The sequence below is a fragment of the Actinotignum vesiculae genome (assembly GCF_051267215.1).
In the GTDB taxonomy this organism is placed as follows: domain Bacteria; phylum Actinomycetota; class Actinomycetes; order Actinomycetales; family Actinomycetaceae; genus Actinotignum; species Actinotignum schaalii.
On record NZ_JBOZGG010000009.1, the window covers coordinates 32,842 to 52,221 of the forward strand.

General features: G+C 61.6%; 11 protein-coding genes, 2 tRNA genes and 1 CRISPR repeat array. Of the genes, 4 read left to right on the forward strand and 9 right to left on the reverse strand.

The annotated features are described in order from the left end of the window. Window positions 1-72: 72 nt before the first annotated feature. The 4 genes from mvaD to ACRQHG_RS06035 form a co-directional block, all read right to left on the reverse strand. The gene (gene mvaD, locus ACRQHG_RS06020) at window positions 73-1,047 is read right to left on the reverse strand and encodes a diphosphomevalonate decarboxylase (protein ID WP_435719783.1); all 975 of its coding nucleotides are present in this window, start codon (window positions 1,045-1,047) and stop codon (window positions 73-75) included. Then, window positions 1,044-2,024, reverse strand: a complete 981-nt coding sequence (mvk, locus tag ACRQHG_RS06025; protein ID WP_435719784.1) for a mevalonate kinase — start codon at window positions 2,022-2,024, stop codon at window positions 1,044-1,046. Before mvk ends, mvaD begins: the two co-directional genes overlap by 4 nt. Window positions 2,025-2,304: 280 nt before the next feature. Beyond that, window positions 2,305-2,380 (reverse strand) — tRNA-His (locus ACRQHG_RS06030). Between the two features lie 265 nt (window positions 2,381-2,645). After that, window positions 2,646-3,569 (reverse strand): ATP-grasp domain-containing protein, encoded by a 924-nt coding sequence (locus ACRQHG_RS06035; protein WP_274733471.1) that lies wholly within the window; start codon window positions 3,567-3,569, stop codon window positions 2,646-2,648. A gap of 31 nt (window positions 3,570-3,600) precedes the next feature. On the opposite strand from ACRQHG_RS06035, the gene ACRQHG_RS06040 reads away from it, so the two are divergent. Continuing rightward, window positions 3,601-5,172, forward strand: a complete 1,572-nt coding sequence (locus ACRQHG_RS06040) for an aspartate:alanine exchanger family transporter (protein ID WP_435719785.1) — start codon at window positions 3,601-3,603, stop codon at window positions 5,170-5,172. A 117-nt stretch (window positions 5,173-5,289) separates the two neighbouring features. After that, complete coding sequence (locus ACRQHG_RS06045) at window positions 5,290-5,733, forward strand: hypothetical protein (protein ID WP_284890490.1); 444 nt, start codon at window positions 5,290-5,292, stop codon at window positions 5,731-5,733. A 95-nt stretch (window positions 5,734-5,828) separates the two neighbouring features. Here ACRQHG_RS06045 and ACRQHG_RS06050 read toward each other — a convergent pair whose 3' ends face one another. Both ACRQHG_RS06050 and ACRQHG_RS06055 read right to left on the reverse strand, forming a co-directional pair. Then, complete coding sequence (locus ACRQHG_RS06050) at window positions 5,829-6,950, reverse strand: alpha/beta hydrolase (RefSeq protein WP_435719786.1); 1,122 nt, start codon at window positions 6,948-6,950, stop codon at window positions 5,829-5,831. 109 nt (window positions 6,951-7,059) lie between these two features. Beyond that, entirely contained in the window at window positions 7,060-8,532 is a 1,473-nt protein-coding gene (locus ACRQHG_RS06055; RefSeq protein WP_435719787.1) for a sugar porter family MFS transporter, read from the reverse strand. Between the two features lie 419 nt (window positions 8,533-8,951). Between ACRQHG_RS06055 and ACRQHG_RS06060 the strand changes: the two genes are divergently transcribed. Next, complete coding sequence (locus ACRQHG_RS06060) at window positions 8,952-9,839, forward strand: helix-turn-helix domain-containing protein (protein ID WP_435719788.1); 888 nt, start codon at window positions 8,952-8,954, stop codon at window positions 9,837-9,839. 152 nt (window positions 9,840-9,991) lie between these two features. On the opposite strand, the gene ACRQHG_RS06065 is transcribed toward ACRQHG_RS06060, so the two are convergent. The 3 genes from ACRQHG_RS06065 to ACRQHG_RS06075 all read right to left on the reverse strand — a co-directional run bounded on the left by ACRQHG_RS06065 (window position 9,992) and on the right by ACRQHG_RS06075 (window position 11,561). After that, window positions 9,992-10,483: an Hsp20/alpha crystallin family protein gene (locus ACRQHG_RS06065; protein WP_435719789.1), complete on the reverse strand. Its 492-nt coding sequence runs from the start codon at window positions 10,481-10,483 to the stop codon at window positions 9,992-9,994. Between the two features lie 195 nt (window positions 10,484-10,678). Next, entirely contained in the window at window positions 10,679-11,119 is a 441-nt protein-coding gene (locus ACRQHG_RS06070; protein WP_435719790.1) for a hypothetical protein, read from the reverse strand. A gap of 369 nt (window positions 11,120-11,488) precedes the next feature. Beyond that, window positions 11,489-11,561, reverse strand: a tRNA-Lys gene (locus ACRQHG_RS06075). Window positions 11,562-12,004: 443 nt separating this feature from the next. Then, window positions 12,005-15,824: direct repeats of the CRISPR family, unit length 29 nt; unit sequence GGAATTACCCCCGCTCGCGCGGGGAACAG. A 590-nt stretch (window positions 15,825-16,414) separates the two neighbouring features. Here ACRQHG_RS06075 and ACRQHG_RS06080 point away from each other — a divergent pair. Continuing rightward, window positions 16,415-19,186: a DEAD/DEAH box helicase gene (locus ACRQHG_RS06080; RefSeq protein ID WP_435719791.1), complete on the forward strand. Its 2,772-nt coding sequence runs from the start codon at window positions 16,415-16,417 to the stop codon at window positions 19,184-19,186. Window positions 19,187-19,380 lie beyond the last annotated feature (194 nt).

Below are 19,380 nucleotides of genomic sequence, written 5' to 3' on the forward strand. Positions count from 1 at the left end.
ACACCTCCCGTGTTCTTCCCACGTTCCTTCGGCAACTGTAACGCACCGCGAGGCTGCTCTCACGCCGGCGGCTTAAGACACCGCGCGGTGGGACTCCGGTTCCGCTACAAGGTAAGCACCGTTCCCCGCGTGAGCAATGTTTACTTTGCCGAGGGCTTCGGCGTGGCGTGCCACTTCGGCGGCCAGCTCGGGGCGGGTCAGGAGCACCACATTCGGGCCGGCATCGGCGGTGGCATACACGTCCAAGCCCACCCCGCGCAGGGTGCGGGCCAGCTCAAAAACGCGCCAGGATGCGGACGTCAGGTAATGAATCGGCGGTTCAGAACTCATAATCAAGGCGTGCATACGCAGCGCGGATAGCTCGGTGAGTTCACCGATGCGCTGCATATCCCCCGCCTTGCAGGCTTCCACCATCTGCGCAGCCATCTCGCGAGTAGATTCCACCCAACCGCGGTAGTACGGCGAGGTAGCGCGGGTGGTGACCATCGCTTCCCGGGAAGTAATTTTCTTGTGAGCAGTGTTTAATACCACCGAGACCATGGCCAGCGGCGGAGCCGGGATTTCTTCGGCGAAAGAACCTTCATCCGTGCCGGCATGCCAGAGCGCCACCCCGCTAATAACCGAACGCGAAGCCGATCCCGAACCGCGCCGAGCCAGGCGAGAGAGGTGAGCGGTGTTTACATCCATCCCGTATTCGGTGGTGGCCGCGAGCGCCAGGGCCGCGAATCCGGAAGCCGAGGAGGCCATTCCGGCGCCGGTCGGAGCTTCGTTGTCGCTGATGACCAGCAGTTTTTCACTGCGCCCGGCCTGTGCGCGGATAACATCGAGAACCCGCTCTACCCGGCTAAGCGCCTTTTCGCTCGCTTCCTGGCCGTTGAGAATGAGTCGGTCACGCTGGGCGGTGGGGGCGAGGCGGGCTGTCGTCGTCGTCGGAAAAATATCGAGGGTGAGGGAAACGGAAGGTGCGGCGGGAAGCATGAGCTCGTCATCCGCTTTCCCCCAGTATTTGATGAGGGCGATATTCGGGTGGGCGCGCGCGGTGCTCATTTGCTGGCCTCCACCCAGGTGGACCAGGCGTTTGCCGCGCCCGCCGCGCTCAGCGCCGCGGCGATGTCTTTCGCGTGAGCACTGTTCTCTGCCAGGGCGATGACGCAACCACCGATCCCGCCGCCGGTCATCTTCGCGCCGAGCGCCCCGGCGCCGTGAGCAGCGTTTACCATGGCGTCCAGTTCCGGGGAGGAGACGCCCAGTTGCGCGAGCGTGGCGTGGGCGCGCCACATATTCTCACCCATGCTCGCCCAGTCCCCCGTTGCGAGCTGCATTTCCGCGTCCGCCGCGTATCCGGCCAGGCGCGCGACGAGGGACTCCACTTTGGCCGGGAACTTTTCGCGCAGCTCACGCACCGAACCGACGGCCTGCCGGGTAGCGCCGGGCACCCCGGAATCACCGATAACCACGTGGAGGGGGCGCGCCACGATGAGGGGCGTGACGTCCGGGCGCTGGAATTTAATAACAGTATCGGCGACGACGCCGTGGGCATCCATGCCAGAGGGGCGCCCGTGGGCCACCCGTTCGGCTACTTGGATGAGGAGAAAACGCTCGGCGGGCGAGAGGCGCACCCCCGCGGCGTCGGCGATGGCCGAAACGATAGCGGCAGCGACCGCGGCCGAGGAACCCAGCCCGCGCTCGTAAGGAATATCGGAATAAATGGTGACGTGGGCGGAGCTGCCGGGGGCCACGAAATCGAGGCCAGCGTCAATAGCGGCAACCACGGGGCTCAGGCGCTCCGGGGCGGTGGCGGCCGGGCCGCGATAAAGTTCGGAACTGATGGTTGATTCGCCGGTGGTGATGGTGGCGTTGGCGATGACGGGAAGTACGTGAACGGGCAGGGAGATGGCCGGGGCGCCGTAGACCACGGCATGTTCGCCGAATAGGATCGCCTTGCCGTGCGCGCGGCCGACCCCGATGCGTACCTTGGGGATACGGGTTTGGGTATCGAACGCGAAGGATTGCGATTGGCTCAACTGTGCGGCTCCTTGTCACGGCCGCGAGCGGCCTACCTGTACTTGCCCTGGCTGCGCGGGGCACGGCTCCGCGCTGGTCATTCCCCTATGGTACCGAGAATTTGGTGGCGTGACGGTGAGGATAGCGCGCGCCACGTTTTCCGCAGTGAGCTGAGCCTTATAGGCCAACCGCCAGAAACGGCATTGAGCCAATAGGCCGGCACCGCCATCCCCTACCAGCGATACAACTCAGGCTCGTTTTGCCTGCTTGCTTCCAAACATTCAAAACGAGCCTGAACTCTGGGGTGGCCAACGGGGCTTGAACCCGCGACCTCCTGGACCACAACCAGGTGCTCTGCCAGCTGAGCTATGGCCACCATTTCGGCGAAAGAACGCCGATAAACAACTATAGCCGGTCACCGCGCGCAAAGACAATTCAGCGGCGGTGATAGCGGCCACGTTGTGAGCCGAATCGGCGCACCGCCCGGCTGCGCCGTCGTACTTCAGTCGCGTTTATGCGCGGGAGCGGGAGCTGCGTCGTCGTCACTATGACCGCGCGAACGGCACCGCACGCGTATATAACGCCGCCGCACGCACGCATAACCGCAGCCCGCGTGCGCAACCGCACCACCCGGGACCGAACTACCAGGCCGTACGCACCGCAATCGCGTCCGCGAAACGATTGAGGTGGCTCTCATCCAGCGACAGGTAAAGCGAGCCGTCGATGAGGGAAATCTCCATAACGTAAAACTCGTTCGGATCCCCCGGCGCGGCCGGCACGATGTCCACGCGGTTGAAGAGCAGCAGGTGGTCGCGCCCGGTGTGTTCGCGGATGAGCCCGTGCAGCACATTGCGCACCCGCTCGCCCCAGCGCCATTCCGATTCGCGCGCCGCGGAAACCGAGACCACTTCTTCCTGGATTTGATCGGCGCTGCGGAAACGCGGGTGAAGTAGCGGAGCCTTTTCCACCCGGTAGGAAGCCAGGCCGTTGAGGAAGATGAGCGAGACCTCACCGGTGCGGTCGATATTCTCCAGGTAGCGCTGCACCATCACGCTGCGGCCCTTGGCCAGTTCGTGCTGCGCGTGCAAAATCGCCTGGGAGCGCGAAGCCGGATCGGTGGCGGTATAGCGCCCCGTGCCGCGCCCGCCCGAGGACACCGCGGGCTTGACCACAAAATCGCCGTGCGCCGGGAAACGGGTATGGACCTGGTGTTTTGTGAGGTTTTCCTCCGGTTCCAGCCAGGTGGTGGGAATGGTCGGCAAACCCGCCGCTTCCAATTCCCGCAGGTAATGCTTATCAGAATTCCACGCCATAATTTCGGCGTGGTTGAGAATCCGCGGAACGGAGCGGGCCCAGGAAATGAAAGCCTGCGGATCGCGCCCGTAATCACGAACTGAGCGGACAACGACGACTCCGGCGTTATTCCAGTCGTAATCGGGATCGTTCCACGCTACGACGCGCGGTTCGATATGGCGCTCACGCAGGGCATCGGGCAGGCCGGCTTCGTCCACGTCGAGCTTCGGTAAGTCTTTGCTCGTTGCAAGAGTAACAATGGGATCAGACACACTCTAACTCTACCCCGGCTAGTCTTATGGCGTGGCGATCCTTGACTCTTCTCCTTTATTAACAATTTTCGTTGTGGTGGCCCTCGGCTCCCTGCTCGGGGCAATTCCGCTGGGCCGGATACGTATCGGCGCGGCCGGCGCGCTCTTTGTGGGCTTGGCCATGTCCGCGCGCTTCCCTGAACTCGGGGCGGGTATGGACGTGGTGCAGTCCCTCGGGCTCGCCCTTTTCGTGTACACGGTGGGCATCGCCTCGGGCGCGGCCTTTTTCGCGCAGCTGCGGCGCAATCTTTCCTTGCTGCTGGCCTCGGTAGTTGCGGTGTTCCTCGCCGCGGGCACCGCCGTGGTGATGGGCATTCTTTTCGGTATCGAACGGCCGTTTTTGGCGGGCCTTTTCACAGGGGCGACGACGGCGGCACCGGCCCTCGCCACCGCCACCCGACTCACGGACGGTTCCACACAGCCCGCTATCGGATATGCCTTCGGGTATCCTCTGGCAGTCATTATCGGCATTATCCTGGTTTCCCTCATCGTGGGGCGGGCCTGGCCGGGGCTGCGCGATACCCCCTCGCTAGCCGGGAGTTCGCTTGATCCGCGCACCATCACCGTGGAACACCCCATGAACCTGCGCGATATTCCCGAGTGGGCCGACGGGCGCGTGCGGGTATCCTACTTGCGGCGCGGCGAGCGCGTGCGAGTGGCCCTGCCCGGTGAGGACCTTGAGGTAGGGGACGACGTCGTTGTTGTTGGTTTGGCGGCGGATGTGGAGGCTGCCGCCGCGCACCTCGGGCATTTGCGCAGCGAGCACCTAGCTGATGATCGCAGCCACGTGGATTTCAACCGCCTGGTGGTTTCTAATCCGGATGTGGCGGCGCGTTCCATCGGGGAACTCAACTTGCCCGCCAAATACGGCGCGGTGGTGACCCGGGTGCGGCGCGGGGACCTGGAGCTGCTGGCCCGCGATGATTTCATTCTGGAGCCGGGCGACCGGGTCACCGTGGTGGCCCCGCGGGAACGCTGGGATGCCATCGCGGATCTTTTCGGCGATTCCGAGCGCTCCATTTCCGAGATTGACGTGCTGAGCCTATCGGTGGGGATGGTGGCCGGGTTGCTGCTCGGTTTCGTGACCTTCCCGCTGCCGGGCGGTCAGGTGTTCCAGTTGGGTACCGCCGCCGGCCCGCTTATCGCGGGAATGTTCTTAGGTGCGGCCCGGCGCACCGGGCCCTTTGTGTGGGCCATGCCGGAGGCCGCGAATCTGACGATGCGCCAGCTGGGGCTCACCCTGTTTTTGGCGGGCCTGGGGCTAACGGCGGGGCCCGGTTTCGCGCAGATCGTGGTCTCCCCGCAGGCGGTGGGCGCGGCGGTGACGGTCTGCGTGATCACGCTGGTGTCCTGCGCGGCGCTGCTGGTGGCCGGCGCTTGGGTGCTGCGCCTTTCCGCACCGCGAACCGCCGGGGCTATTGCCGGTTTCCTGGGCCAGCCGGCGGTGCTGGATGCGGCCACCTCCCGGGTGGGCGATGAGCGCATCGATAATGCGTATGCCACTCTCTTCGCTTTCTCGATTGTGGTGAAGATTTTCCTGGTGCCCGCGGTTTTGGTGCTGTAGCGAGCCACCACTAAGGTGAGCCGCGGCGGGGAAGCGAGTGGGCGGGCCGGGCGGCGGCGTCGTACCGCGGCTAAAGTAGGGACGAAGATACGAAACCGTTTCCGGAAAATACGGGAAGTGAGGCGTGAGATGCGCGATATGGTGCGCAAGGCGGCGGCGAGCGCGGCGGCGCTGGGCCTGGCTGGCGCGGGGGCGCTGCTGCTGGGCGGTTGCGATGCTGGTGAGACCACCGAGGCCGGGAGTTTTATGCGGCAGGCGGGTGCGTCTATGTACGTGGTGAGCGTGGACGGGCGCGAGCTGATCTCCAAGGTGGTGGATTGCAACGGCGGGGAATCCCAGGTGATGACCGGGCTTTTCGAGCCGGCAAATAACCTCGTGACCTGGAAGGATATCGACGGTAAGGAGATCGGCACCTCGGTGGCGCATTTCGCCGAGGACGGGAAGAGCATCACGCTGGCCAATGAGGCCACCCCGAATGCCGGGGCCACCTACGTGCGCGAAGGCACGCCGGAAGCCGAGCTCATGGCGCGCGGGCAGAAAAGCGAGTGCGCGCCGAAGTAGGGAGCTCGGCTTATCCGGCGTGTGCTACCGGTATTCCACAGACTACCGGTATTTCGGGTGCTATTAGCACCCCGGGTGTAACCGATATTCCGTTACTATCGGCATTCGAGGGCGAAACGCTTGAGGTCGCTTAGCACCTCGCGGCTCTCCTCCAGCCACACCTGCCCCACCGGGAAAACGTGGCCCAGGGTCGCCCCGCGCGGAGGCCGGTAGGAATGGCATTCCACCGGGATTCCCTTGCGGGAGAGGTAGCCGGCAAAGAGCAGGGTCTCGAATTCAATAAAGTCATCCGAACTCGTGACCAGATAAGCCGGCGGGAGCTCGCAGCGCGAAACGAGCTTTTCGGCGCACAGTAGCTCTTCGCCGAGCACCTGCACGGCGCGGTCGATGAAGCCCCCCATCTCCGTCAGATAGGCGAGAGTGGGAGTGGCGGCGTCGTCGTTCCCACCACCGCGGCGGCCGGAAACGAAAGGCACCAGATCCGAGAGGTCGAAAAGACCGGAGACGAAAGCCATGCCCGCAACGGCGAGCCGCTCCTCCCCCAGAACGGAAGGCGCCGGGGCGTGCGGCGCGGTGCCCGTTGCGTCAGGCGACGTTCCCGGGGCATCCGGCGCAAGGGCAGGCGCGTCCAGGGCCGCGAAAATTTCAGGATTACGCAAGGCCGCAACCGCGTACAGCCCCAGGGTCGCGCCGGCGGAATCCCCCGTGATTACAACCGAATCCGGGTCAACCGGGTAATCATCGAGGTGGCGCGCAATCCAGGCGCAACCCGCGAGCACATCGCGGAGCTGGTCGAGGAAATCAGCAGCCGGGGCGAGCCGGTAGCTCAGCGAGAAAACCGCGCAACCCCGCTCCGCGAGATGGACTCCGAAATTCTTGTTGAGATCCTTCGTTCCGTAGACGAAACCGCCTCCGTGAATATCGATGTAGACCGGTAGCGCTTTGCCGCCGCGCAGGTACGCATCGTGGGGAAGGTAGACATCCAGGCGGTGGAAGGGGTTGGTTTCCCCGTCGGGAAGATAGGGAATATCCGCGATCACATCCACCGTGTCCGGGGTGTTCCAGCGTTCGCACCGCACGATATCAACATCGAGAACGAATGATTTCCGCACCTCGATGGCGCGTTGCCGGATCGCGGCGTCAACGCCGGCCAGATCCTCATCAATAGGCGTCCACGTGCGGGCCCGGGCAATATTCTCCGGGGTATCAGGATGCATGTGTTGTCCTCACTACTTGGTTCATGAGCGCTCGGCTATTCAGCACTTGGCTATTCAGCACTTGGCTCATGACACTTGAGTTAATTGCACTCGATTAATTGGTGCGCGGCTACTCCGTCGGCATATCTTCGAGCTCAACACCGGCAGTTTCCGGAAGCGCCTTCATGACGAAGATCAAGCTCACGGCGGCGAAGACGGCGTAAAGCAGGTAGACGTTACCCGTGCCAATGGCATCTTTCAAGGGCGGGAAAGTGGTCGAGACCAGGAAGTTCGCGATCCAGTTGACCGCGCTTGCCACCGCAACACCGAGGGCGCGGATGTTATTCGGGAAAATCTCCCCGAGCACAACCCACATGACCGGGCCCCACGTGAAGCAGAAGGCCAGGTAGAAGATGTAGACCGAGACCAGGGTAATCGGACCCCACATGCCCGGCAGGGTGATGGATGCGCCGTCGACTTCGGCCTGGTAGAAACCGAGGGCGGCAACTCCCAGGAAGATCGTCATGACGGTGGAGCCGGTGATGAGCAGAAAGCGGCGGCCGACCTTGTCAACGATGAACATCGCGAGGATGGTCGCGATAATCGCGCCGATGGTCCGGTACACCGAAATATTCAGGGCGAGCTGTTCGCTGAAACCAACCGACTTCCAGAGCGAGGAATCGTAGTAAAGGATGATATTGACGCCGGAGAGCTGCTGGAGGGCGGCGACCGCCATGGCGATCCAGACCACCTTGCGCAGCCCGAAAGTCTTGCCGCGCAGGTCGGAGAGCTTCGCGGCTTTTTCACCGGAGAGCGTCGCGCGGATTTCCCGGACTTTGCCTTCCGGATCCTGTTCACCGGTGAGGCGCTTCAAAATCGCGGCAGCTTCCTCATCGCGGCCCTTCATAACGAGGAATCGCGGGGATTCGGGGAGCTTGAGGGAGACGATGAGCATAATGAGGGCCGGCACGATCATGCTGAGGAGCATGATGCGCCAGGTGGGCATCCCGAACCAGAAGGTTTCGTCGGCGCCGCCCGAAGCCTTCGCGTAGCTGGCGTTCACCACCACGGCGGCGAGGATACCGAAAGCGATGGCCATCTGCTGGAAGGAACCGAGGAATCCTCGCATCTGAGCCGGAGCGACCTCAGCGATGTAGGCCGGCCCGATCACCGAGGCGAGGCCAACGCCAAGACCGCCAACGAATCGGAAAATAATGAAGATCCAGACGCTCGGGGCGATCGCGGAGAAAATCGAGCACACCACGAACAGGATTGCCGCGATGAAAATTGTGGGGACACGGCCCAGGCGATCAGCAATATGGCTGGTAAACCAGGCGCCGATCACGCACCCGAAGAGGGCGCAGGAAACCGAGATACCACTCATGAAGGCGCTCAGGTCCCAGCCGGTTCGGGAACCGGCGATGGAATCGACCGCACCGTTGATAACGGATGTGTCGTATCCGAAGAGAAAACCGCCGACGGCGGCGGCCAGGCAAACAATAATAATGCGGCGTTTGATGACCGGGTCCAGCGGGGCTTTTGCCGCTGGCGCCGGGGTACCGGACTGTGCCGGGGTGCCGCGCTGTTCTTTATTACGCGTCATTGCGCATCTTCCTCTCTATCAACCGCCCCCTTCTCCCATTCGAAGGAGGCACTGTCGAAAGTCGGGGTAAGTGCGTAGCCTGAAGCGCATGCATGCTACTTCCTGCTTCGCGTGAATCTTGGCTGGTGTTCTGTTTCTCAGCCGTTGTGATTCTTGGCTGTTCCTTACCCCTCGCGCCACTGAGCCTAGGCGAAATTTTCCGGGCGGTAGTGCCGAAATGTGGCACACTCTATGCTCAAACGTGACATGGTTGGCGGCCCCGCAGCTTTTCTCACGAAGAATGGGGCCATCACCTCATACTGGGAGCTATCCCCTTATACCTGGGAGCCATTCCCTTATACCTGGGAGCTATCCCCTCATACCTAACCAGATTCCGGGGCAGCTCGTTACTATGAGAGATGAATCCGCGAGGAGTTAGCATGATGGATAACCGCATACACACCCCGAGGGAGCCCATCCTCAATCGTGCTTTTTGTGAGGTGGGTTCCATGCCTGCCGAATACCCAGCTCTGGTGCTGGTCCATCGCCACCCGGAAGTGGTTCCGACCCACTGGCATTCGGGAGTTGAGGTCAATTACGTTGTGGAGGGTGGCGGGAGCGTGACTATCGATTCGCGCGTTGAGGCCCTCCACCCAGGAAAACTCTGCATTATCAGCCCGTACACTCCCCATTCATTTATTACGGAATCGCGCGGCGGGAAAGCTCCGCTCATTCTGTCCATTACGTATGACAGCAGCCGCATTGAACGGATTTATAAGAAGGCTGATCTTTATGTGATGTCCGTGGATTCAGCGCGGGCGCGTGATGAAGACCGGCAAGCACTCATTGAGTTGTGCCTGCGCATGATCGACACCACCCGCATGCTCGGTCCGGAACGGGTTTTCGGAATTAACGCGATCCTTTTTGACATCCTATTTTTGCTCTACCAGAACTTCGTTGTTCGGTGCCGCCCGCGCGGAGTTCGCCGCGCTACCGACACCACGATTCTCGCGATTGTGAGCGATATCGAGCGCCGCCACAAGGAACCGCTGACCGCTGCAAGCGTGGCCGAAGCGCACGGCTATTCGCGCGAGCATTTCAGCCGACTTTTCCGGCTCAGCACCGGGATGACCTTCAAACAGTACGTCACGCAATTGCGGGTCGAGGACGCGTATTACCTGCTCATGGAGGAGCAGGTCCCCACCCTGGAAGATATTGCCCAGCGGGTCGGTTTCCCCAGCACCCGGGCACTCAATCGCGCTTTTGTGGAGCGGCACGGGATGACGCCGCTGGAATATCGCAGAACACGGTTAGGGAAGAGCAGGTAAAAAACGCGCGGGGAAGAAAACGCGGTGAGGCAAAACGGTTGGCAATGCGGTGGCAATGCGGTTGGCAAAGGGCAGCCACCGGGAGGAATAATCCCGGGGCTGCCCTCCACTTCGATTTTTACGGTTAGCGGCGGGTAAGCCGCTTCAGCCGGCTAGGCGGCCGGGGTTTCGACCGGAGCCTCTGCAGGGGTTCCTGCCGCAGCTTCCGGGGCCGGCTTAGCCGAACCAATCTGAACCTTGCGACCCTGCGAACCCGCGGTGGTCTTCACCGAGACGGTGAGCACGCCATCACTCAGATCCGCATCCACCGTGGTGGTATCCACCGCCTGGTCAAAGCCGAGGCTGCGGGAGACGGAGCGCGTGCGCGTACCGCCCTCAATTTCCTCCTCCTGCGAGGCCTTGAGGGTGATGTGATCCGGGTAAACGTTGAGGTCAATATCCTCCGGCGCGAACCCAGGAACATCGAAGAGAACTTCGTATCCGTCCTCAGTTTGCTTGAGCTGCGAACGGTATTGCAGCGCGAGATTCTCCAGATCGGAACGCCGCCCGTTCACCATCCGAGTGGGAACGGCGAAAAAGCCATCAAAGGGGCTGAGGAACCGGTCCACCGCGTTGGACACTGTGCGATCAATATCGTATGCCATGGTCAATCCTTCTTTCACTTCTATGAACGACGACGCCGCGCGCCTTGCGGCGCCCGGGGCCTATCGCCCTGACATCAACCTCAACCTCCACCGCCCTGTATTTGTTCCACTCAGGAGTAATTGTTCACTCTAGGCTCAATAGTAGTTGAGTCGGTAGCGCTCAGGTTTAGAGAAGGTGCATACCGCGACCGCCGCCTAACGCGCGCGGCGCATATCCCGGATGAAAGCAAGGAAGAAAAGAAGGCCAGCCCCGGCGAGCGCGGCACCCAGGCCGGTATAGAAGAAAGCAACAAAGGAATCAGGCAGGAGTCCGCTGGCGCGCAGGCCAATTCCGCCACCCATCATGATGGCCATAACGAGGTAGGCGCGTGCATCAAAGAAGTGCCACAGGGGCCGTGCCGGGCGCGGATGGGAGCGAATACGCCGGATATGTTTCCCGGCAACTTTGGCGAACATCACCCCGAAGGCGGCGAAGACGAGCATTGGAAGCAGGCAGATCCACGGCGCGCCCATGGTGGAGCCCGCGATACTCTCCACTCCGATGCGCGTGACGTTCACTCCTGCCAGGCACCACACCCCGCCCGCGAACACAATCAGCCCGTTCTTGGAAATCCTGAAATAGGGACAGTCGCTCATGAATACTCCTCCTACCGCAGTCACAGCTGCCGGGCGTGCGATTCGCGCCGTTCACACAGTCAGCGCCGCTCAGCTCGCGCTACTAGTTCGCGCCGCCCAGTTCGCACTGCTCACGTCACCAACGCCGGTCTGTTCACGCCGCTCGCGCCAGCCGCTTAGTTCGCGATCAAGAATAACGCGACAGGTGTCGCTTAGATAGATGTGGGGGAAGCCCGCAATTTCGCCCTGCGCGTAGCCTTAAAATGCTCCTATGTCGCAGTGCTGAGAAGTGGTGGCGTAAAAACAATCCCCGACGTACGCTAGTAACGTGACTGTTTTCCGCAGGATAATGCGGAAAACCCCGTAGCTTGGAAACTACGGGGCCTGCTGTACACCGCCTGGGACTCGAACCCAGAACCCACTGATTAAGAGTCAGTTGCTCTGCCAATTGAGCTAGCGGTGCTCGTTATTCTTTTATGTTTGCCGCCCGCGGCAACGAATAGATACTTTACCCAGGCCCACCACCCAGCGCAAGTTAAGAAGCCTATCTAAAGCTGTTTCCTCCCTCACACCACTTCCACACCGCCAGATAAGCGCGAGATAGCACGCTTTTCGCCGCCCTACAAACGGCATCCCATCCAAGAGACGCAACCCTTATCCCAGAGATTAAGGGTCTACAGGCACTCGCCCGGCGCGACATCGCGCCCTCCCCGTTTCCACGCCTCTACACACCCTCGCTCGCGCTGGGAAGAGACCAGCTTGGTGACAGTGACCGTCTGCCCCTCGGAATTACCCCCACTCACGCTGGGAAGAACGTGTTTTTGGATGCGCGCCCGCACACTACATGAAATTACCCCGCTTGCCCGGGGAACAGCCCGCCGCCGTCCCCGCGGGTCTTCCACCCCGGGTATTACCACCGCTTGCGCGGGGAACAGAAAGGCGCTGCCCAAAAATACTTACGCGACCAGGAATTACCCCCGCTCGCGCGGGGAAGAGACCATATTGCGTTCGCGCTTCAAGCGGTCTTTAGAATTACTCCCGCTCGTGCGAGGAAGAGGTGCCTGCTCCATCATGGCTAAACTCTCCACCGGAATTACCCCCGCTTGCGCGGGGAACAGTCTTCCCCGAAATAGAAAAAGACCCGGATAACGGAATTACCCCCGCTCGCGCGGAGAACAGTTGGCACGGGCCTCGGGGGTCCAGGGGCACGGGGAATTACCCCCGCTCGCGCGGGGAACAGGCTTCAAATCCCCCCCAAACATCGAACCGGCCTGGAATTACCCCCGCTCGCGCGGGGAACAGCCCGGCTACAACGCCACCTAGGCGCCCGCCCGGGAATTACCCCCGCTCGCGCGGGGAACAGCGTCGATCTTGAACCCGAGGTCACGTAGCTTCGGAATTACCCCCGCTCGCGCGGGGAACAGCCCACAAACTGTCTGGGTACGATGTAGTAGTTGGAATTACCCCCGCTCGCGCGGGAAACAGCAACTCGTTCGCCCAGCGTGCGTTGTCCCCCCCCCCGGAATTACCCCCGCTCGCGCGGGGAACAGACGGCAGATGTCTCATTGCCGGCATCTCTGGCGGAATTACCCCCGCTCGCGCGGGGAACAGCCACGCAAAATTTCCAATAACCGCCCGCTTTTGGAATTACCCCCGCTCGCGCGGGGAACAGGTGTAGGTGGTCATTTTGGGGTTCTCCTTGCGGGAATTACCCCCGCTCGCGCGGGGAACAGGCTTGTCCGCCGCAGCCGCCAGTTCCTCCTTGGGAATTACCCCCGCTCGCGCGGGGAACAGCGTAGTAGTTGTCGCCTACGGTCCCGGTGTGGTGAATTACCCCCGCTCGCGCGGGGAACAGAATGTTTCACACTAACTTAGCCGCAATCCTACGGAATTACCCCCGCTCGCGCGGGGAACAGAGAGTTTATCTATTTTTTCGTGTAGATCGTTGGAATTACCCCCGCTCGCGCGGGGAACAGGTGTGGCGTGTGTGGGGTATCTAGCCATTCGAGGAATTACCCCCGCTCGCGCGGGGAACAGTTTTTGTAAGGCTTAACCGGGGCTTTTTGGTTGGAATTACCCCCGCTCGCGCGGGGAACAGCCCGCGCAAGTCTTTTAGAAGTTTCCCTCGTGAGAATTACCCCCGCTCGCGCGGGGAACAGCAATGGAAGGACTCTCTCCCCATGAACAAGCAGGAATTACCCCCGCTCGCGCGGGGAACAGCAGGTGTGGCCGGTGAAAGGGCATTCGTGCATGGAATTACCCCCGCTTGCGCGGGGAACAGGGATAGAGAGTAACCACTCCGACTCATTCAACGGAATTACCCCCGCTCGCGCGGGGAACAGGGGTCCTCAGATGGGTTATCGGTATAAGGATCGGAATTACCCCCGCTCGCGCGGGGGAACAGTGGATGGGGGTATCGAGAATCGCGTTCGCGATGGAATTACCCCCGCTCGCGCGGGGAACAGGCTAGACCACGAAACCACAGAGAAACTAATCAGGAATTACCCCCGCTCGCGCGGGGAACAGTCACGGTGGGTGCGGCGTTAGGCGGGTCAGCTGGAATTACCCCCGCTCGCGCGGGGAACAGATTTGGGTGTTGGACGGCCCCAGCGCGGGTGAGGAATTACCCCCGCTCGCGCGGGGAACAGCCTCAAGCGCTTTGGCAAAGGGTGAAACCCTTGGAATTACCCCCGCTCGCGCGGGGAACAGTTCCGCGCCCGCGTGCATCGTAATCCAGTTTTGGAATTACCCCCGCTCGCGCGGGGAACAGCCAAGCAAAGCACACCCACACCCACGAGAATCGGAATTACCCCCGCTCGCGCGGGGAACAGTCGACGACAGCCCAGCGCAATTCGTCCATGATGGAATTACCCCCGCTCGCGCGGGGAACAGCGCGGCGATGGTGCCACCACACCGGGCACACCGGGAATTACCCCCGCTCGCGCGGGGAACAGCCGGGGCTAATCGGTATGGAGTATCGGGTGGCGGGAATTACCCCCGCTCGCGCGGGGAACAGAAATATCGCCCACGCGCGGGGCCTTGCAGATTGGAATTACCCCCGCTCGCGCGGGGAACAGGGGAACAGGCGGTCTACCTCAGGATAGGCAACGGAATTACCCCCGCTCGCGCGGGGAACAGCGAACCGGCGCCGCGTCCTTGCCTTCGTCGTTGGAATTACCCCCGCTCGCGCGGGGAACAGTTTTGTCAGTCCCTTTCAGTCAATAACCGCGCGGAATTACCCCCGCTCGCGCGGGGAACAGGCGGGCGTCGCTTGCGAGTCCTGAGAGAAGCTGCGGAATTACCCCCGCTCGCGCGGGGAACAGGGAAGATGGCGCGCCATACTGGCAAGGTAGTGGGAATTACCCCCGCTCGCGCGGGGAACAGTGGATTCAACGCGGTATTGACGCCTGTAAGACGGAATTACCCCCGCTCGCGCGGGGAACAGTACTCCGGGGTCTCCCCGTTGTCGTATTCATCGGAATTACCCCCGCTCGCGCGGGGAACAGTACCGGCGACGCCGAACGACTTCAAGAGATTAGGAATTACCCCCGCTCGCGCGGGGAACAGGGACCGCCTCGGGCTGTGCTTCTTCACTACTAGGAATTACCCCCGCTCGCGCGGGGAACAGAAGCTGGTAGCGCGGGCCTTGCCGGCGGGGTGGGAATTACCCCCGCTCGCGCGGGGAACAGTGGACGCGGCGCAATAGCTTTTTATTGAGCGTGGAATTACCCCCGCTCGCGCGGGGAACAGTGGATTGCGGCGTAGTGATCACTATGCCTCGCGGAATTACCCCCGCTCGCGCGGGGAACAGGAAAAGGTTCAAAATACCCTCCGCCCAGCTTCGGAATTACCCCCGCTCGCGCGGGGAACAGCGCACCCGGTGAGGGCGAGTGCGGCAAAGCATGGAATTACCCCCGCTCGCGCGGGGAACAGACAGGGCAAGGAGATCATGCGCCTAACCGACCGGAATTACCCCCGCTCGCGCGGGGAACAGAGCCGGGCGCGGGCTTCTGCTTCAATTTCCGCGGAATTACCCCCGCTCGCGCGGGGAACAGTTAGCGTCTCCTCCGATCTCAGCGGCGCTAATAGAATTACCCCCGCTCGCGCGGGGAACAGCCAGATTTTGTTTTTACCATTCGCTGCGGTGAGGAATTACCCCCGCTCGCGCGGGGAACAGCACCGCCATAAAATGGAGAATGAACCGGGCTTGGAATTACCCCCGCTCGCGCGGGGAACAGACCCCACCCCAAAGAATGCTCCGGGAGCACATAGAATTACCCCCGCTCGCGCGGGGAACAGAAAAGGAATCAGTCTCCGATGGACGGCGAAGTGGAATTACCCCCGCTCGCGCGGGGAACAGTGTCCCTGTCATTGACGGAGGTGGAACCCTATGGAATTACCCCCGCTCGCGCGGGGAACAGTCGGGATCCAGCGCACCACCTTCACCTCCTACGGAATTACCCCCGCTCGCGCGGGGAACAGCGAACGCACCTATCACAAAGGAACTCACAAATGGAATTACCCCCGCTCGCGCGGGGAACAGCCTCGGTCTCGATGCTATCCGAGGGCACCTGTGGAATTACCCCCGCTCGCGCGGGGAACAGATCGAGGCGGAAAACACGGGCCGCGGGGAGCCGGAATTACCCCCGCTCGCGCGGGGAACAGAGTCCGATCCATGCGGTGGGGGTGGGGATGTGGGAATTACCCCCGCTCGCGCGGGGAACAGCCCGCCTGACCTGGTTGTTTATCGGCGACGGACCCGGAAAACGCAATGGAACAGAGTTCCAGATTTGCGGCTCTCCGGGAGATACGCCGGTACGCTGAGCGCAACAACCACGTTAGTTCCCACCTCTCAAATTTAGCTTATTCCGGCATGCCTACCTTTACCGAACATAGGCTCGTGCTCATGATTATCCCGTTTGCTGATCGTGACAGTTCGCTTGCGGACCCGACTCCTCCGTTCACACTGAATCGGCACAGTGAGGAGCGAATCGATAGTATCTGGCGACGTACCTAGCGGAATGGCAGCATCCGCTTCCTTGTCCGCTGCATTCTTCACACCCGTCCCGATAAGCAGCATGCCACCCCGATCAAGGACAGGGCGACTGCCGGTTCCTTTACTGCGCAGGGAAAGCCCTGCTCGCGGGCGGCGTCGTCGTACATATGAGTGATACGGCCGGTACCCGCAGCAGATACGGCGCAGGGAAGAGAAGTACGACGTCACATCGCTATCTATTTCTTCAGAATTTACTGGATGAACACCGCGCATCCGTTTCGGCAGATTTTTATGTCGTAGGAGTGTGGCACCCTTAAGTCATGAGTTCACAGCAGTCAGATCAGCCCGGGGCCGCGGCGTCGCGCCCTCGTCCGCAACTCAATGTTGCCCTGGACCTTCTGGAGGATAAGTATGGGCTCAACCCGCCTGATGATGCGCTTTATGAGGCGTTCACCCAGTGGGCGGAAAGCACCGGGCGGCCGCTTTACCCCCATCAGGAAGAAGCGCTGCTCGCCGCTATTGATGATGCGCATATGATTGTCTCCACGCCCACCGGCTCGGGGAAATCGCTCATTGCGCTCACCGCCATTTTCTGCGGGCTCGCGCGCGGGAAAACTGCGTATTACACCGCGCCTCTCAAGGCTTTGGTATCGGAAAAGTTTTTCGAACTCATCAATGTTTTCGGCGCGGATAATGTGGGGATGGTGACCGGGGATTCCACCATTAATGCCGGTGCTCCGGTGGTGTGTGCCACGGCGGAAATCGTGGCGAACCTGAGTCTGCGTGATGGTGCAGCTGCGGATATCGGCGTGCTGGTCCAGGATGAATTCCACTACTACTCCGATCCGCAGCGCGGTTGGGCCTGGCAAGTGCCACTTCTGGAGCTCACCCGCACTCAGCAGGTGCTTCTTTCCGCTACCCTGGGGGATACCACGTGGCTGGCGGAGGATCTTGAGAAGCGCACCGGGCGCGCCGTCGAACTTATGAGTAACGCGGAACGGCCGGTACCGCTGTCCTTCTCGTATTCCTATCAGCCGCTCGGTGAGCTCCTCCTGGAACTCACCTCCACGCATCGGGCGCCCGTGTATGTGGTGCATTTTTCGCAGCGGGAAGCGGTGGCGCAGGCCCAAGCTCTCCTCACCCACGCGCTCGTTTCCAAGGAACAGAAAGCCCGCATCCAAGAAGCCCTCGGGGATTTCTCCTTCGGGCCGGGTTTCGGGAAAATTCTCTCTAAGCTGCTCCGTTCCGGTATCGGCGTGCATCATGCAGGGCTACTCCCCCGCTACCGGCGGCTCGTGGAAAAGCTGGCGCAGGCGGGCCTGCTTCCGGTTATTTCCGGTACGGATACCCTCGGGGTCGGTATCAACGTTCCTATTCGCACCGTTGTGATGACCGGGCTGGCTAAATTTGATGGCCAGCGCAATCGGCACCTGAGCGCACGCGAATTTCACCAGATCGCGGGTCGAGCCGGGCGGGCCGGCTTTGACACTAAGGGTGACGTGATCGTGCAGGCACCCGAATTTGAAATTGAAAATGCCCGGCTGGTGGCCCGTGCCGGGGATGATCCGGTCAAACAGCGCCGTATTCAAAAGAAGAAGCCCCCGGAAAATACGGTGCTGTGGTCGGAAAAAACTTTTGAGTACCTCAAGGGTGCCGCTCCGGAAACTCTGACGTCCCAGATGCGGGTCTCCCACTCGCTCATGCTTAATTTGTTCCAGCGCCCGGGGGATAACGTCGCGGCCGTCACCACGTTGCTCACGGATAATCACGAGCCGCGCACGGCATCCAACCAGCTTATCCGGCAAGCCACTCGCATCTATATGTCTCTGGAACGTGCCGGGGTGATCCTTCATCACACTCCGCAATGGCTGGCCGAGCACCCGGGCCACTCCCCCATCGAATACGCGCGCGAAGTTCCTTTTGATTTTGCTTTGAACCAGCCGCTGGCACCCTTCGCGCTGGCTGCGCTAGATATTCTTGATCCGGACAGCCCGGAGTACGCACTCGATGTCATCTCGGTTATCGAAGCGGTCCAAGATAACCCCATGCAGGTTCTATACGCGCAGGAACGCGCGGCGCGCGGGCGCGCCATCGGACGCATGAAAGCCGCGGGTATCGGCTATGACGAACGCATGGCCGAAGCAGATAAAATCACCTGGCCGCAGCCCCTCGCGGAAGAACTAGGCGCAGCGCTCCAGATCTACCGGCAAACCAACCCGTGGGTGGATGATTTCCAGCTCTCCCCCAAGTCCATCGTGCGGGAAATGATCGAAAACGCGATCACCTTCTCAGAATTCATTTCCCGCTATGACCTGGCCCGCTCCGAAGGAACCCTGCTGCGTTACCTCACGGACACCTACAAGGCACTCCGCCAAACCGTTCCGCTGGAAGCCCGCACCCCGGATCTTGAAGACATGTCCGGCTGGCTGGGCGGCCTGGTGCGCTCGGTGGATTCCAGTCTGCTGGACGAATGGGAAGCCCTGCGCGATGGCCGTATCACCGCCACGGAGATCGCCAATCTTGACAGCGGCGCAGGTGGCGCCCGCGAGCGCGCTTTCGGTGCGGATGAAGATGGCAAAGTCACGCTCTCGCGTAGCCCGCACGCGCTGCGAGTCTCCATCCGCAATGCGCTCTTCCGTTTTGTGGAAGCGGTGGCGCACGAAAATCTCGACTGGCTTGATCGAGCGGCCCTGGACGACGGCGCCGGTGTAGCCCGCGGGGACGGTATCCCACTCTGGCTCGGCGGACCGGTCTGGGATGGCGATACCTGGATGGATGCTACCGACGCCTACTTCGATTCCTACCAAGAGATCGGCATCGGACCCGAAGCACGCTCCGCTCAACTCGTCACCATGCTGGAACACCCCGACCGAGCCGATTTCATCACCGCCGGCATCCCTGCGGAACACGTGGATAGCGTCATGGACAACCTGAGCTCCGCCACCGGGCGCCTACGCGCCTGGCTGGTACGTCAAGTTTTTGACGACGGCGCAGGTGACAACTCCTGGGGATTCTGGGCAGTTGTGGACCTTGAGGCAAGCGATGCTGCCGGGCATGCCATCCTCGACATTATTAGGGTAGGGGAATTATGAGGCGGCTACCCGGAATTCTCAGCCGCTACCCGACATTGAAAGCATGACGCCAGTTCTAGGGCGATTGTTTCAGTTATGAGACCGCTCATGCAGTTCTGAGATCATTTCGCCAGTTATGAGATTATTTCACCAGTTCGCGCCCCAGAGACCTACCATAAACACCGGCGGATACTCGATACCTGTGGAGTTGATAC